General features: G+C 64.1%; 11 protein-coding genes and 1 pseudogene. 9 read left to right on the plus strand and 3 right to left on the minus strand.

Annotation, left to right across the window (positions count from 1 at the left end; genetic code table 11):
• Nucleotides 1-44: 44 nt before the first annotated feature.
• The 4 genes from HWY05_RS06425 (at nucleotide 45) to HWY05_RS06440 (ending at nucleotide 5075) form a co-directional block, all read left to right on the plus strand.
• Nucleotides 45-281, plus strand: a complete 237-nt coding sequence (locus HWY05_RS06425) for a hypothetical protein (RefSeq protein ID WP_156126764.1) — start codon at nucleotides 45-47, stop codon at nucleotides 279-281.
• Nucleotides 278-3331 (plus strand): tetratricopeptide repeat protein, encoded by a 3054-nt coding sequence (locus HWY05_RS06430; RefSeq protein ID WP_176057733.1) that lies wholly within the window; start codon nucleotides 278-280, stop codon nucleotides 3329-3331. The genes HWY05_RS06425 and HWY05_RS06430 overlap by 4 nt, the downstream gene beginning before the upstream one ends.
• Before the next feature lie 294 nt (nucleotides 3332-3625).
• Nucleotides 3626-4447, plus strand: a complete 822-nt coding sequence (locus HWY05_RS06435) for an alpha/beta hydrolase (protein WP_035559710.1) — start codon at nucleotides 3626-3628, stop codon at nucleotides 4445-4447.
• 397 nt (nucleotides 4448-4844) lie between these two features.
• Entirely contained in the window at nucleotides 4845-5075 is a 231-nt protein-coding gene (locus tag HWY05_RS06440; RefSeq protein ID WP_035559712.1) for a hypothetical protein, read from the plus strand.
• Nucleotides 5076-5221: 146 nt separating this feature from the next.
• Here HWY05_RS06440 and HWY05_RS06445 read toward each other — a convergent pair whose 3' ends face one another.
• Nucleotides 5222-7450 carry an NADP-dependent isocitrate dehydrogenase gene (locus HWY05_RS06445; RefSeq protein ID WP_176057734.1) on the minus strand — a complete coding sequence of 743 codons (2229 nt, stop codon included), beginning with the start codon at nucleotides 7448-7450 and terminating at the stop codon, nucleotides 5222-5224.
• 409 nt (nucleotides 7451-7859) lie between these two features.
• Between HWY05_RS06445 and HWY05_RS06450 the strand changes: the two genes are divergently transcribed.
• Nucleotides 7860-10043 carry a TonB-dependent siderophore receptor gene (locus tag HWY05_RS06450; RefSeq protein WP_035559716.1) on the plus strand — a complete coding sequence of 728 codons (2184 nt, stop codon included), beginning with the start codon at nucleotides 7860-7862 and terminating at the stop codon, nucleotides 10041-10043.
• 33 nt (nucleotides 10044-10076) lie between these two features.
• Here the strand turns inward: HWY05_RS06450 and HWY05_RS06455 are convergent, their stop codons facing one another.
• Nucleotides 10077-10994, minus strand: a complete 918-nt coding sequence (locus HWY05_RS06455; protein WP_176057735.1) for a LysR family transcriptional regulator — start codon at nucleotides 10992-10994, stop codon at nucleotides 10077-10079.
• Nucleotides 10995-11121: 127 nt separating this feature from the next.
• Here HWY05_RS06455 and HWY05_RS06460 point away from each other — a divergent pair, with 127 nt between their 5' ends.
• Nucleotides 11122-12777, plus strand: coding sequence for an MFS transporter (locus tag HWY05_RS06460; protein ID WP_176057736.1), 1656 nt, complete (start codon nucleotides 11122-11124; stop codon nucleotides 12775-12777).
• A 67-nt stretch (nucleotides 12778-12844) separates the two neighbouring features.
• Here the strand turns inward: HWY05_RS06460 and HWY05_RS06465 are convergent, their stop codons facing one another.
• Nucleotides 12845-13519, minus strand: a complete 675-nt coding sequence (locus tag HWY05_RS06465; RefSeq protein ID WP_176057737.1) for an RNA polymerase factor sigma-70 — start codon at nucleotides 13517-13519, stop codon at nucleotides 12845-12847.
• A gap of 259 nt (nucleotides 13520-13778) precedes the next feature.
• On the opposite strand from HWY05_RS06465, the gene HWY05_RS06470 reads away from it, so the two are divergent.
• The 3 genes and pseudogenes from HWY05_RS06470 to HWY05_RS06480 all read left to right on the plus strand — a co-directional run.
• Nucleotides 13779-14087 (plus strand): putative quinol monooxygenase, encoded by a 309-nt coding sequence (locus HWY05_RS06470; RefSeq protein ID WP_176057738.1) that lies wholly within the window; start codon nucleotides 13779-13781, stop codon nucleotides 14085-14087.
• Nucleotides 14084-15247: an iron-containing alcohol dehydrogenase gene (locus tag HWY05_RS06475; protein WP_176057739.1), complete on the plus strand. Its 1164-nt coding sequence runs from the start codon at nucleotides 14084-14086 to the stop codon at nucleotides 15245-15247. The genes HWY05_RS06470 and HWY05_RS06475 overlap by 4 nt, the downstream gene beginning before the upstream one ends.
• 296 nt (nucleotides 15248-15543) lie before the next feature.
• Nucleotides 15544-16358 (plus strand): annotated as a pseudogene (locus tag HWY05_RS06480) (hypothetical protein); the annotation flags it as partial.

Genomic DNA, 16358 nt, shown 5'->3' on the forward strand with positions numbered 1-16358 from the left:
GTGATTAATCAGAATGCCCGCCTTTTCATCACCCGAAAATGACAATGAAGACCTCTTTGAACCGGCGCACAAGCGCCGTGTTCGCCGCGTTCTGCCGGAGCGCATGTGCGCAGAATTCAACGCCGTCGACGGCCACATCGAATGACTTCATGATCGGTGCGATGACTGGTGCGCAGCGCCTCGACCTTGACCTTGACCTGGACGTTGACCTTGATCGCCTGAACGAGCGTCAACCCCATGGCGTCAACCAGTGGCTGATGACGCAGCGAGGCGCAGCGTGAAGTCGGTAGCGTTGCTTCACCCACTGCGACGGCTCACGTTCCTGCCCGCGCTGATGACGGCGCTCACGTTGACCGCGGTGGCCGTTGCGCCGCTCGGCGCCGGCGCCATGTCGGCCGGCGCGCAGGACGCTGCGCGTCTGCCGCGTCCGTTCCCGGCTTTGCCGCTCCTGCCGTTCGGCGATCCGACCACGCCCTGCGCGCTGCGCTTCGGCGCCAGCCAGGAGTGGGCGGCCTCGCCGCTTGCCAAGCCCGCGCAACTGCTCGCGTCGTGCGGCACGGAGGCGGCGGCCGGCAATCTCGACGCGCGCGCCATCTATGGACAGATGATGCTGTTCGGCTACGCGATGCCGCCGTCCGACACCGGACTCGCGATGTTGCAGCAGGCCGCCGTCGACGGCTCGCGCAGCGCGCAACGTGTGGTCGGTTCGCTCTACCGCGACGGCATGCGTGCGCCGAAAGACTACGCCGCCGCGCGACGCTGGCTGACGCTCTCCGCGGACCAGGGCGACGGCCTCGCGGCCGAGACGCTCGGCCTGATGGACTACAACGGCGAAGGCGGCGCGGTCGACTTCGCCTCGGCCTACGCCGAGTTCGCGCGCGCCGCGGATCACGGCTCGTCGCACAGCGCGTCCAACGCCGGGCAAATCCTGTTCGACGGCCGGGCGGGCGTGCCGCGCGACGTCGCGGGCGGCGTCACGTGGTTCATTCAGGGCGCGACGCGCGGCGATGCCGACGGGGCGTTCCTGCTCGGCATGGCGCTGTTGCGCGGCACCGGCGTGAAGCAGGACGTTCGCAACGCGGCGGGCTGGATCAATACGGCTGCGGAGCGCGGCCATCTCGGCGCGCACGCGGTGCTCGCCGATCTGTACGTGGCCGGCGCTGGCGTGCCGCGCGACGAGAAAAAGGGTTTTGCATTGATGTCCTACGCGGCGAGCCGCGGCTCGGTCTACGCGCAGCGCCGGCTCGGCGAACTGTATGCAGGAGGCACCGGCACGGCGCGCAACCTGGCGCTGGCGCGGGCATGGCATCGCAAGGCCGCGCTGGAAGGCGATGCGACGGCGCGGTTCCAACTGGCCGTTGAGTATCGGTTGGGCCTTGGCGGTCCCAAGGATCTCGACGCCGCAATCGGCTGGATGCGCGGCGCGGCTCAGGCCGGCCTCGCGGCGGCGCAGAACGATCTCGGCACCATGCTGCAGCGTGGCGAAGGCGAGCCACGCAATCTCGTCGAAGCGAAGCAGTGGTATCAGCGGGCCTCCGACCAGGGACTCGGCATCGCCGCGTTCAACCTGGCCTCGCTCGCCGATGCCGGGCTCGGCATGCCGAAAGATCCGGCGCTCGCGTTCCGGCTCGCGCATACCGGCGCCGAGCGCGGCGATCCGCAAGCCACGCTGATGGTCGGCCGGATGCTGTTCGTCGGCGATGGTATGCCGGTCGATAAGGCGCAGGCGTTGGTCTGGTATCGCAAGGCCGCCGATCTCGGCAACGTCGACGGAGCACGTCAGACCGGCTGGCAGTATATGTACGGCATCGGCGTGCCGCGCGATGCGGTGCTCGGCCAGCGTTATCTGGAAACGGCCGCGCGGGCCGGCAATGCTCAGGCGCAGACCATCCTGGGTTTGTATCTGCTGGAGATGCAGGCGAACGGCGGTAGGGATGCCAATAAGGACACGGCCAAAGCCGACGGCAAGGCGTGGCTCGTCAAGGCGGTCGCGCAAAATTTCGCGCCGGCCTATACCGCGATGGGCACGGTCTACTCCAAAGGCCAGGGCATGCCGCCCGATCAGCCGACCGCGATCAAATGGTTCACGCGCGGCGCCGAATCGAACGATCTCGCCTCGCAACGCGTGCTGTGTCTCGCCTATGCGAACGGCGCCGGCGTGACGCGCAATCCCGAGCTGGCGCAGCGCTGGTGCCGCGCCGCCGCGCAAGCCGGCGACCTCTTCGCGATGCGTCGGCTGGCCGTCGGCATTGCAGACACGACGTCGGAGCGCGACAGCAGTTACTGGCAATGGCGAATCGCGAGTCGCGGCGACGCGGTCTATCAGTCGATGCTCGGCGACTCGTACGATCTGGGCCGCGGCGTCCCCGCCGACTTCAGTGCAGCGGTCTACTGGTTCCGGCTCGCGGCGGAACAGGGCAATGTCTCGGCGCAAAGTTCGCTGGCGTGGCATCTGTTCACCGGGCTCGGCGGCGAGCGTAACGATCGGGAGGCGCTAGCCTGGGCCAACCGGGCGGCCGACACCAGTTCGGGCGCCATGGCCATGGTCGGCGAGGCTTATCTGTACGGCCGAGGTGTTCCGCAAGACGTTGATGTTGCGCGCGGCTGGCTTGAAAAGGCCGCAGCGGCCGGTTCGGGCGAGGCGGCCAGCGATCTCGCGAATCTGTATGAGACCGGCAATGGCGTGCCGCGCGATGATGCGCTGGCGCTGAGTTGGCATCGGAAAGCCGCTGCGCTCGGGAGCAATGCGGGAACCATCGCGCTCGCGCTGCGCGCTGAAGCCTCGGGGGATGTGCACGCGCTGAATGGCCGCTCGATGCAGTGGCTCGCTGTTGCCGGCGATCCGGGTTCGGCTGGTGCGGCTGGTTCGGCTGGTTCGGCTGGTGCGGCTGGTGCGGCTGGTGCGGCTGGTGCGGCTGGTGCGGCTGGTGCGGCTGGTGCGGCTGGTGCGGCTGGTGCGGCCGGCGGTGCGCGCGCGCCCGCTTCGAACGACGCGACCGAATCCGGCCTGGCCTCGTGGGCTGCCCTCTCAACCTTGAACGAAGCCTTGCTGGGCGACACGCTGCGGCAGTATGAGATCGGCATGCGCTATCTGTCAGGCGACGGCGTGATGCGCGACAAGGCGCTCGGCGATGCGTGGCTTCAGCGTGCGCTGGCCGGCTTCGCGGCCGAACCCCATCACGCCATGTATGCGGATGCGGTCCGCGCCGTCGAACAACGCGTTAGCGCGCAACTGAGCGCGGATGAGCGGCAGCGGGCGCATCGGGTGGCCGTCAATCTGCTGGCGACGGTTCCGTCGAGCGCGGTCGCGGCGGGGGCGTATCGAAGCTGAAAGAAGCCGGCGCGTTTCAAGTTGAACGCAGGCGGCAAGCAGGAAGGTTTGGGTCTCGACCCAGGTTGAGAACCAGACCAGCGCCGCCGCGTATCCGAGCGACGCATTTGAACGACGCATTTGAATCGCCGCAATCATGTCAGCGGACGAGCACGGCGCGTCCGGCCACCGCATGAGCATGAGCTGGTGCTGCGCCAGCAGCGCTCCAGCGAAATTCCGTAGCCGGATTGATTTTGACGTCCGGCCGGTGGCAACCTTGCGCATCCATCCCGGCGGAACGCTACGGAGGCGACCATGACCGACCCCTTCCTCGACTCGCACGACGACGACCTCGCCCATTTCGACGCACATGGCACCGCGCCGCTGCCGGCGTCGAACGATCAGGGCCATGTCGAGCATGCCGGCGCGCAAATCTGGTACGCGTCTTATGGCGCCGGCGCGCCGGTGATTCTGCTGCACGGCGGCCTCGGCCATAGCGGCAACTGGGGTTACCAGATTCCCGCACTGCTCGACGCGGGGTATCGCGTGGTGGTGGTCGACAGTCGAGGCCACGGCCGCAGCACGCGCGACACGCAGCCCTATCGCTACGAGTTGATGGCATCCGACGTGCTGGCCGTGATGAACCGCTTGCAACTCGAACGCGCCGCGCTGGCCGGCTGGAGCGACGGCGCATGCGTCGCGCTGGTGTTGGCCAGCGAGGCGCCCGAACGCGTGGCGGGCGTGTTCTTCTTCGGCTGCAACATGGACCCCAGCGGCACCCGGCCGTTCGTGCCGACACCGGTAATCGACCGTTGCTTCAGCCGGCATCGCAAGGACTACGCGAAACGATCGGCGACGCCGGGCGAGTTCGACGCGTTCGTCGGCGCGGTCAGCGAGATGATGCGCACGCAGCCCAACTACAGCGCGGACGACCTGACGCAGATCCGCGTGCCGGTTGCGATCGTGCAGAGCGAACACGACGAGTTCATCAAACCGGAACACGCCGACTATCTTGCCCGCACGATTCCCGGCGCGGCACTCATCGCGCTGCCCGGCGTGAGCCATTTCGCGCCGCTACAAAGACCCGGCCAATTCAATCGCGTGCTGCTGGATTTTCTGCGCCGCGTTTTGCCCTGAACGGGCTCGCGATGCCTGGAAATTAAGCATCGCGGCGAATCGGCGGGAATCCGTGTCGCGCCCAAGCCCGAAAATTTCACGATGTGGCATGAACGCTTGCTTCGTAAAAAATCGTGGTGCGTGGCACAAATTCGCCATTTCGCAATGTCGCCCCGCATTGCACATTGCAAAATGTACAACGCAAGCCTTTATTTTTAAACGAATTTTTTTGTTAGATCGCCCCATCTAAGAACGGCTTGCGCCGCTACCCGCTGACGTAGACTCTTTTACAAGAGCCGGCGCTTCATGCAGTCGTGGCAAGTTGGACGGGACGATCAGGCGGTTGGACGGTCCCCCACCCTCGCGCACGAAACCGCACCGGCACAGCGGTTTTTAAATGGCAATTGGGAGACTGAAAATGAAAGGCTTTCGCTTTGGCTCGACCCAGGGAGCGTTCTACATTTTGCCGGGACAGGATGGTTGGGCTGCCACTTACGGCAACGAAACGCTCGGCGAATTTTCCAGCGCGCAACAGGCCGCCGACGACCTCGCGCGTGGTCTGATCTGCCCGCATCTGTCCGAGGGCGACGATACCTCGTCGCTCGAAATTCCGGAGAAGCTCAGCGATTGGGAAATCGTTCACGTGTGAGGGCAGGTATGACGACTGCCCACGTAGAAGTGAAAACGACGATGGCGCTCGAGAGCGCCATCGTCGTGCTTACTGCTTATTTCCGTGCGGTTTGCGCAGGTTTTGCTGCTGCCCTGGCTAATGCATCGACTGCGGCATCGACTACTTTATGCCACCGCGTCCACGATCTTGTTCAGCGTGGCGCTCGGGCGCATGGCCTTGCTCGTCAGCTCGACGTTCGGACGGTAGTAACCGCCGATTTCCACTGCCTTGCCTTGCGCTGCGGCCAGTTCTTCGATGATCTTCGCTTCGTTGTCGGCCATGGCCTTCGCCACGCCGGCGAACTGCGCCTGCAACGCCGCGTCTTCGGTTTGCGCCGCGAGTGCTTCCGCCCAGTACATAGCCAGGTAGAAGTGGCTGCCGCGGTTGTCGATACCGCCGACCTTGCGCGCCGGCGACTTGTCGTTGTCGAGGAACTTGCCGGTTGCCTGATCCAGCGTCTTGGCCAGCACTTGCGCCTTCGGGTTGTGATACGCATTGCTCAGATGTTCGAGCGACGCCGCCAACGCCAGGAATTCGCCCAGCGAATCCCAACGCAGGAAGCCTTCTTCGACCAGTTGCTGAACGTGCTTCGGCGCCGAACCGCCCGCACCCGTTTCGAACAGACCGCCGCCTTCCATCAGCGGGACGATCGACAGCATCTTCGCGCTGGTGCCCAGTTCCATGATCGGGAACAGGTCGGTCAGGTAGTCGCGCAGCACGTTGCCGGTGACCGAGATCGTGTCTTTGCCGGCGCGGATGCGGTCCAGCGAGAACTGCGTTGCCTCGACCGGCGTCATGACGCGAATGTCCAGACCGGTGGTGTCATGGTCTTTCAGGTATTGCTCGACCTTCCTGATGATCTGGGCGTCGTGCGCGCGCGCCGCGTCCAGCCAGAAGATGGCCGGCGTGCCGGTCGCGCGGGCGCGGTTCACCGCGAGCTTGACCCAGTCCTGCACCGGTGCGTCTTTGGTCTGGCACATGCGCCAGATGTCGCCGGCTTCCACCGGTTGTTCGATCAGCACCGTGCCGGCTGCGTCGGTCACGCGGACCACGCCGTTCGCCGGAATCTGGAACGTCTTGTCGTGTGAACCGTATTCTTCAGCGGCTTGCGCCATCAGGCCGACGTTCGGCACCGTACCCATGGTGACCGGATCGAACGCGCCGTGCTTCTTGCAATCTTCGATCACCGCCTGATACACGCCCGCATAGCAGCGGTCCGGAATCACGGCCTTGGCGTCGTGCAGTTTGCCGTCGGTGCCCCACATCTTGCCCGACTCGCGAATCATGGCCGGCATGGACGCGTCGACGATCACGTCGCTCGGTACGTGCAGGCTGGTGATGCCCTTGTCCGAATTGACCATGGCCAGTTGCGGGCGAGCGGCGTATTGCGCCTTCATGTCGGCTTCGATCGCTTCGACCGTTGCGGCCGGCAGGTCTTTCAGACGCGCGTACAGGTCGCCGATACCGTTGTTCGGGTTGAAGCCGGCTTGCGCCAGCGCGTCGGCGTGCTTGGCCAGCACGTCTTTGTAGAACACCGACACCACCTGACCGAAGATGATCGGATCCGACACCTTCATCATGGTGGCTTTCAGGTGCACCGAGAACAGCACGCCCTTGGCCTTCGCGTCCGCGATTTCCGCTTCGATGAAGCTGCGCAGCGCGTTCTTGCTCAGCACCGACGCGTCGATGATCTCGCCCGCCTGCACGTTGGTCTTTTCTTTCAGGACCGTCTTCGCACCGTCGGTTGCCGTCAGTTCGATCTTCACGGCGCCGGCCGCTGCGATCAGCGCCGATTTTTCGCTGCCGTAGAAATCACCACCGCTCATGTGCGAGACGTGGGACTTCGAGTCCGACGTCCACGCGCCCATCTTGTGCGGATGCTTGCGAGCGTAGTTCTTGACCGACAGCGGCGCGCGGCGGTCCGAATTGCCTTCGCGCAGCACCGGGTTGACGGCGCTGCCCTTGATCTTGTCGTAGCGCGCCTTGACGTCTTTTTCAGCGTCGGTCGTGGCGACGTCGGGGTAAGCCGGCAGTTTGAAGCCCTGATCGCGCAGTTCGGTGATCGCGGCCTTCAGTTGCGGCACCGACGCGCTGATGTTCGGCAGCTTGACGATGTTTGCTTCCGGACGCGTGGTGAGTCCACCCAGTTCAGCCAGATCGTCGGAACCCTTCTGTTCCGCGCTCAGGTAGTCCGGAAAGGCAGCAATGATCCGGCCGGCAAGCGAGATATCGCGCGTTTCAACGATCACGTCGGACGAGCGCGTGAACGCCTTGACGATCGGCAGCAGCGAGTAGGTCGCCAGTGCGGGGGCTTCGTCGGTCAGGGTGTAGATGATCTTCGGCGGTGTGGACATGTTCGAGGCTTTGCTAGGTGAAGTGATAGACAGAGCGTTTGGTAGCGCTGAGCCGGCGAGGTTGCGACGAAGCTGCAAAAACGCCGCGCGATGCACGGCACTACTTTTTACGGCCCGACCGTGAGTATATGCGTGTTTTCCTCTACTCGCTGTTAAACAAACATATCCCCGAACCGGGCTCGATGGGGTCGAGCCCCGCCAGATAAGGCTTTGAGGCCAATGCCCTAGGTCTTACGACAGATGTCTTATAGATGACTTGCCAGCTTTCAAAAACATTGTTAATGCGAATCATATGCATTAACATTCGTGCGCTCGCTTTTTCACCATCCGTTTAACCGTCACTCGCTCGCAAGATGCCGTTCGCACCGTTTCGGTGCGCGGCGGTGGCAGCCTGTCCAACTCGAATAATATGCAGAATCTTTCTATCGCCGGCCGTCCGGCGTTTGCGCGCGGTCCGCGCCGCGCTCCGTCGCTGCTTAGCGCCGGACTCCTGGTTAGTGTGGGTTTGACGCTTTCCACACTCTCATCGAGCGGATGGGCGCAAGCCGCCCCGGCCAGCGACACCGCCGCCACCTTGCCGGCCGTGAAGGTTTCGGCATCGAAAGACACCACCGTGGCGCAGGCCGATACCGTCAGCGCCGGCGCGCTGGGTTCGCGCAAGCAGGTGGACACGCCGTTCTCGACCCACGTCGTGACGAGCGATGAAGCACAGGATCTGTTCGCGACCACCGCCAACGACCTGTTCAAGTACGATCCGGCTGTCTCGGCCATCAGCGAAAACGCCATCAGCGAAAACTCCGTCTTCACCGTGCGCGGTATGCCGATCGACACGCTGAACAGCATCAAGGTAGACGGCCAGACCTTCCCGTCGTGGGATACCGACCTCTCGCTCGAACCGTTCGAACAGGTCGAACTGCTCAAGGGTCTGTCGGGCTTCATGTACGGCTTCGGCTCGCCGGGCGGCATCGTCAACTACGTGCTGAAGCGTCCGACCGACACGCCATATCGCAGCGTCACGGTCGGCTATAAATCGGCCGGTGTGTTCACCGAGGCGGTTGACCTGGGCGGCCGCTTCGGCAACGACAACCGTTTCGGCTACCGCCTGAACCTCGTCAACGAAGACGGCAACACCGCGGAACCGAACGGCCACGTGCGCCGCCAGGTGGCGTCGCTGGCGCTGGACTTCCGCATCACGCCGGACCTGACCTGGACCGCCGACGCGTTCTACCAGAAGCGCAAAACCAACGGCACGCTGTTCGGTCTCGGGATCGGCGCCGGCGGCATTCCGGACGCGAGCAAGATCGACGTTGCCGGTTTGACCCAGCCGCAGAACTACTACCAGACCGAGATGGCGTCGTTCGGCACGGGTCTCGATTACCGTCTGTCGGAAAACTGGCACGCGAGCCTGAAGTACCGCTTCGCCAAGGAGAACCGCACCAATTCGGATAGCTTCCTGTACGTCACCGACACGGCGGGCAACTACTCGAACACGCTTTATGCGGCCATGACGCGCTACTTCTATCAGAACGTCGACGCCATGGTGCAGGGCCAGTTCAACACCGGCAGCATCAAGCATGACGTGGTGGTCGGCGCGGGCTTCCAGACGCAGACCAGCGAGTACAGCAACAGCACCGGCTGGAACATGGGCTACGCGCTCGGCACCGGCAATCTGTACACCACCACGCTGCTGACCAACAGCGAAGTCAGCATCGGCTCGGACCTGTATCGTCAGCAGCGCACCACGCAGGCCGCGGTATACGCGAGCGATACGCTGCAATTCACGTCGCGGCTGTCGGCGCTGCTCGGCGTGCGTTACACGCAGTACCGCCAGAACGTCTACGACACGACCGCCGCCGTGACGTCGCAATACAGTGCGAGCCCGGTTACGCCGACCTTCGCGCTGATGTTCAAGACCGACCCGTATTCGACGCTGTACACGAGCTACGTCGAATCGCTGGAACAGGGCGGCGCGGCCGGCAATACCAACCTGAACTACCCGGCAACCTACGGCCCGATGCGCAGCAAGCAGTACGAAATCGGCTTCAAGACGGATCACGCCAGGTGGGGCGCCAATGTCGCGCTGTTCCGCGTCGACCAGGGCTACAACTACACGAACGTCAGCAACTACTTCGTGCAGAACGGCACCAAACGCTACACCGGCGTCGACGCCAGCGGCTGGCTCGCGCTGACGAACGAATGGCGCGTGATGGGCGGCGTGATGTGGCTCGACGCGAAGGCGGTGGACGTGGACGATCCGAACATCGACGGCAAACGCGTGTATGGCGCGCCGCGCTTCACCGTGACGGGCCGCATCGAGTACAACCCGGCGTATCTGCGTCCGCTGACGCTGGCGTTCGGCGGCAAATATGTGGGCAACCAGGCCGTGGATGCCGCCAACTCGCAGTTCGTGCCGTCGTATGTCACTTACGATCTGAGCGGCCGCTACGAGACGAAGATCGCCGGCCAGGACGTGACGTTCCGCGCGGGCATCAACAACCTGCTCAACCGTCGCTACTGGACCACCGCATGGGGTTCGTTCGTGTCGCCTTCGCCGACGCGCACCGCTGTCGCTAGCGCGACGTTGCTGTTCTAAAGCAACGCGCGTGATCGGGGCGCCTGAGCCGGCCTAACCCGCCACCGGCGCCCCGAGCATCGCAGGAATCCCGGCGACCAGCGCGTCGATCGCGCAGCGCGTTTTCAACGCCAGATACCGGCTCTTCGGCCACACCGCGTGAATCTCCTGCGCGGGCCGGAAACAATTCTCCATCACCGTCACCAGTTCGCCCTTGCCGGCATGACGCGCCAGCAGCCAGCTCGGCAACCACGCCAGCCCAAAGCCCGCGACCGCCGCGTCGACGATCCCCTGCATGTCGTCGAAACCCAATTGTGGATGCACCTGCGCGCGACGCACCTGACCGTCGATGTCGACCACATCCCACGGCATCGGTATGCCGCCACGCAAATAGGCGATCGCCGAGTGGCCGCGTAATTCATCCACGTTGCGCGGCGTGCCGTGTCGTGCCAGATAGGCCGGCGCCGCGCCGATACTCGCGTATTGCATGCCCAGCTTACGGGCCGCGAGACTCATGCTATCGGCGAGCGGCCCGACCCGCACGACCAGATCGAAACCCTCTTCCACCACGTCGACGAAGCGGTCGCTGATCGAAATGTCGATCGTCAATTGCGGATGACGGCGTGCCAGCTCAAGCAGCACCGGCGCCGCGCAGTGATGGCCGAAGCACTGCGGCACGCTGACCCGCAGACGCCCTTTCGGCTCGCGCCGCCCTGAATCGAGATCGGCTTCCGCGGCTTCGAGTTCGGCGAGCGCGCGCACGCAGCGGTCGTAGTAGGCCTGACCGTCTTCGGTGAGGCTTTGACTGCGCGTGGTCCGATTGATCAGCCGCACGCCGAGCCGCTTTTCAAGGCGCACGATCACTTTGCCGACCGCCGAACGCGTGAGCTCCAGGCGTTCGGCCGCCAGCGCAAAACTGCCCGTTTCGACGACGCGCACGAACGTCGTCACACCATCGAGGATGTCGCTCATTTCTTTGCCTTATTGGGTCCGTACACGATGCAGTGCTGGGATTTAAACGTGTCAATCGGGACAAGAATTCCCCCTATATTACCGATTCCACGGCAGCCACGCCCGCCGACTATCGAGGTGAAATTTCATGTCCACGCATTCCAACGCGCCGCCACGGCCCGACCAACCAACCCTCGAATCTGACGAACCCGCCGCCGTACGGCTCCTCGGCTTCTTTTCGATCCGCAAAAACACGTTGGCGCTCGGCGCGGTCTGTCTCGCGTCGCTGATGTTCGGCCTGGAAATCTCCAGCGTGCCGGTGATCCTCCCCACGCTCGAACGCGTGCTGCACGGCGACTTCAAAGGCATGCAGTGGATCATGAATGCCTACACGCTCGCGGTCACGACCGTGCTGATGGCGACCGGCACGCTGGCGGACCGCTTCGGAAGGCGACGGATTTTCGTGATCGGCATCGCGCTGTTTGGTGTCACCTCGCTGATCTGCGGCCTCGCGGAAAGCGTGCCGACCCTGATCGTCGCGCGTTTGCTGCAAGGCGCGAGCGGCGGCGCGATGCTGATCTGCCAGGTGGCCGTGCTGTCGCATCAGTTCAGCGACGGTCCCGAGCGCGCTCGCGCGTTCAGCGCGTGGGGGATCATCTTCGGCATCGGGCTCGGCTTCGGGCCGATCATCGGCGGGATGATCGTGGCGGTGTCGAGTTGGCAGTGGGTCTTCTGGGTGCACGCGGTGCTCGCCATCGTCACGTTGATGCTGCTGTTCGGCGGCGTGCAGGAATCGCGCGATCCGCACGCGCATTCGCTCGACATTGCCGGTATGGTCACGCTGTCGCTCGCGGTGTTCGGCCTCGTGTACTTCATCACGCAGGTGTCGGAGTTCGGGCTCGCGAGTTCGCGCGCGATCTTCGTTCTCGTGGCGACGGCCCTCGCCTTCGTGGCTTTTCTCTGCGCGGAGCGCTTCACCGCGCGGCCCATGTTCGACTTTTCGGTGTTCCGGATCCCGCCGTTTTCCGGCGCGCTGATGGGCTCGGCGGGCATGAACTTCAGCTTCTGGCCGTTCATGATCTATCTGCCGATCTACTTCCAGATCGGTCTCGGCTACGACAGCGTGAGCGCCGGTCTGGCATTGCTCGCCTACACGCTGCCCACGCTGCTGTTCCCGCCGCTCGGCGAGCGCCTTGCGTTGCGCTACGGTTCGGGTGTCGCGATACCGGCGGGTCTACTGACCATCGGCGTCGGCTTCATGCTGATGAAGCTCGGCAGCGGCGTCGCGCATCCGGGCGTGTGGAGCATGTTGCCGGGCTGCGTGCTGGCCGGCGCGGGCCTCGGCCTCACCAACACACCGGTCACCAATACGACGACCGCCGCAGTGCCGCCCGAGCGCGCGGGAATGGCGTCCGGCATCGACATGAGCGCGCGCATGATCACGCTCGCGATCAACATCGCGTTGATGGGCGCGATCCTGGTGGGCGGCATTCTGTTCGAATTGAAGGCGCGGCTGCCGGGCACGCTCGATATGGCGTCGCTTGGCCGCGTCGCCGAAAAAATCGCAGCGGGCAATGTGGATGCGATCAGAACCGGCATCCCGGGATTGGCGCAAATCGACCCGGCCGGCGGCATCGTGCATGACGCGCTGATGCAAGGGTTCGGCTGGGTGATGCTGTACGGCGGCGTCGGCGTGGCGATACTCGCCGTGCTGAGTTTTGTGATCTCGGGAAGTGCGTCGAGGAAGTTGGGCGGCAAGGCGAATTCAGTCTCGCAGCCAGCGGTTCGGTGTGACTCGTGTTAGGCCGTGCGTGAGCGGCTCGCGGCAGCAAAGCGGAGCGCTCGGCCGCTCGATATAGGCTGGTGTCGGTTTACCGTCGGCGCGCGCCGCGGCCGCTGCAGAACCCGGCACCGTCCACGCCACGATTGCACGCGTCGAGACTGTCGGCGCAATGGCGCTCGGCGTCGCGCACCATGACGTGAACCCGCGTCGGCGAAACGTCGAGCGCGCGGGCCGTGTTTTGCAGCGTTTCCTCGCGCAAGCGCACCATTTCGAATGCCGCGCGGCTGCGCGGCGGCAATTGTTCGAGCGCGTTGTAAACGTGCCGCAGCGTGTCGCGCATGAGCAGCGCCGCTTCGGGCGAAGGCTCAGGCGAAGGCACGTGCAGACCGTGATCCTGGTCGGCGTGATACGTGCCTTCCTGACTCTGGCGGCGCGACGCATCGACAGAAGCGTTGTGCACCATGCGGGTTACGTAGGCCACCGGTTGACGAACGGCCTCCTGATCGCGGAAATCGACGAGCTTGATGAAAACGTCATGCACCACGTCTTCCGCAAGGCTTGCGCAACCCACGAAGCTGCACGCCAGATCGACGAGCATCGGCCGGTTGTCGATCAGCACGTCGAGCAGCGCGGCCTTCTTCCAGTCGACCGCGCGACCTCGCTCGCGCATAGGCCGCGACGCAGGCGGACAAGCGACGCCGGCTTCGATCGCCGACAGGGGTATCGCTGTTGAAGACTCCCGCCGGACGAACACCTCGGCCATACATTCGCTCCGCTTTCTAAAAGGAAGGGCGCCAATTTATCGCAAACGCGAATGATTCTCAATATTCATTTTTGAATAAGCTTCGGGGCGCGATAGTTCGCCGCAGCGGACAGGCCGAGTTCGTCACGATGTGGATGATGGCCGCGCCAAATCAAGCCTCGCGAGCAAAACGATCCGAATCTGGTAAAACTGATGCCTGTGCCCAGGCTCGCGCCGTGATCGGCGCGCGTAGACCTACCCTACTTGCTGGAGTCGTTCGATGGCCCATGCTTATCTGCAGGTGATCGCCAATTATTTCGCCAAACCCGGTAACGGCGATGCGCTGATCGAGCCGCTGACGCAGCTCGCCGCGGCCACCCGCGCCGAGCCCAAGAATCTCTACTACGAATTTTTCCGCTCGCCGCTGAATCCGGATCACTTCGTGATCCTGGAGCAGTACAGCGACGTCGACGGCCTCGCCGAGCATCGCGACACCGAACACTTTCAGCGCCTTGGCTTCGGCACCATCATTCCGCTGCTAGATCGGCGCGAAGTGTCGAGTCATATGGTGCCAGGAGGCACGGCATGACCAACGCCTTCCGTTTTCAAACCGTGCCGACGCTGGTCGTCGAGTATGGTGCGGCGCGCCGGCTCGGCGCTTTGTTGCGCGCGCAATTTCCTTCGCTTGCGCGCGTGTGCGTGGTGACGGACGGGTTTCTTCACGCGAGCGGTCTGCTGGATCCGGCGCTTGCCGATCTCGCCGCGCACGGCTGGGACGCCACCGTGATCCACGACGTGATCGCCGATCCGCCCGAACACATCGTGCTCGAAGCGACGTCGCGAGCGCGGATTGCCGGCGCGGAACTCGTGCTCGGGCTCGGCGGCGGATCGTCGATGGACGTGGCGAAACTGATCGCCGTGCTGGCGCCGCAACGGCAGCAGGAGCTCAGCGAGATGTACGGCGTCAACAAGGTCACCGCGTCGCGCCTTCCGCTCGTGCAGATGCCGACGACCGCGGGCACCGGTTCCGAAGTCACCGCCGTGTCGATCGTGACGGTCGGCGAGGCGAAGAAAATGGGCGTGGTCGCGCCGCAACTGATCGCGGATCTGGCGATTCTCGACGCGGAACTCACGCTCGGGCTGCCCGTCGCGGCGACGGCGGCGACCGGTGTCGATGCGATGGTGCACGCCATCGAGGCGTACACGTCCGCGCACCTGAAGAATCCCGTCTCTGATCTGCTCGCGGTAAAAGCGCTGCATCTGCTGTCGCGCAATCTGCTGCCCGCCTGCGAGGACGGCCACAACCGTCAGGCGCGCGAGGCGATGCTGCTGGGCGCGACCTTCGCGGGCCAGGCGTTCGCCAACTCGCCGGTCGCCGCGGTGCATGCGCTGGCTTATCCGATCGGCGGTATTTATCACGTGCCGCATGGTCTTTCGAATGCGCTCGTCTTGCCGCACGTGTTGCGCTTCAACGCCGCGGCCGCCGCGCCGCTGTATGCGGAGCTTGCCGACGTCGTGGTGCCGGGCGTGACGGGCAGCGACGAGAGCAAGACCCAGGCGCTGATCCAGCGACTCGAACAGATGATCGCGGCGACCGCGATTCCGGCGCGGCTGCGCGATGTCGGCATTGAGATCAGCGGGCTGGAGCGGATGGCGAGCGACGCGATGTTGCAGACGCGGCTGTTGGTGAACAATCCGCGGCCGGTTAGCGAGGCCGATGCGCTGGCGATTTATGCGGCTGCGTTTTGAGTGAGTGGCTGCGGGGCGGTTGAGGGTGCGGGCGATGGGGCTGCTGGGTTGACGGCTTTATGGTTTGGGTCGTCTTGGTGGCTTCACGCCGTTACGGCGGCTTGGAACGTTACGTAGCATGCATCGGAACATGGCCTTGATAACAAGGGCGAATTTGCGTTTTCGTCGAAGTAAATTCTGATTTTCTGTGGCTCTGACGATCATTTTTTGTAGAATCCGCCGGATCGAGACATAAGCCACAATTGGCGTGCAACTTGCAATGATGACTCCATCATTAGTCGCTCAACGGGGACATCATGCGCAAATTCGCCGGTCGGACAGCCATCGCTGTCGCGACGTCAACATTACTCGCCCTCTATGGTTGTGGATCGACGATTAGCCCCGGCGGTACCAGTGGGTTAGGCGGCGGTGGGTTGGGGGGGACGTCGGGGAGTGGGACTTCAGGGACGTCGGGTGGTAGCTCGGGTAGCTCGGGTACTTCGGGTACTTCGGGTACTTCGGGCACCTCAGGTACTTCGGGCACTTCGGGCACTTCGGGCACTTCGGGCACCTCGGGTACTTCCGGCACTTCGGGTACTTCGGGTACTTCGGGTACTTCGGGTACTTCGGGTACTTCGGGTACTTCGGGTACTTCCGGCACTTCGGGCACCTCGGGTACTTCCGGCACTTCGGGTACTTCGGGTACTTCGGGTACTTCGGGTACTTCGGGTACTTCGGGTACTTCGGGCACTTCGGGTACTTCGGGCACTTCGGGCACTTCGGGCACTTCGGGTACTTCGGGTACTTCGGGTACTTCGGGTACTTCGGGTACTTCGGGCACCTCGGGCACTTCAGGTACTTCCGGCACCTCGGGCACCTCGGGTACCTCGGGTACCTCGGGCACCTCGGGCACTTCCGGCACTTCCGGCACTTCCGGCACTTCGGGCACTTCGGGCACTTCGGGCACTTCGGGCACTTCGGGCACTTCCGGCACTTCGGGCACTTCAGGCACTTCAGGCACTTCGGGCACCTCGGGCACCTCGGGTACTTCGGGCACCTCGGGTACTTCGGGCACCTCGGGCACCTCCTCCACTCCGCTCGGCAACATCATCACCCAAGGCGGCAACCTGAT

It is taken from the genome of Paraburkholderia sp. BCC1876 (genome assembly GCF_902833695.1).
Lineage (GTDB): Bacteria > Pseudomonadota > Gammaproteobacteria > Burkholderiales > Burkholderiaceae > Paraburkholderia.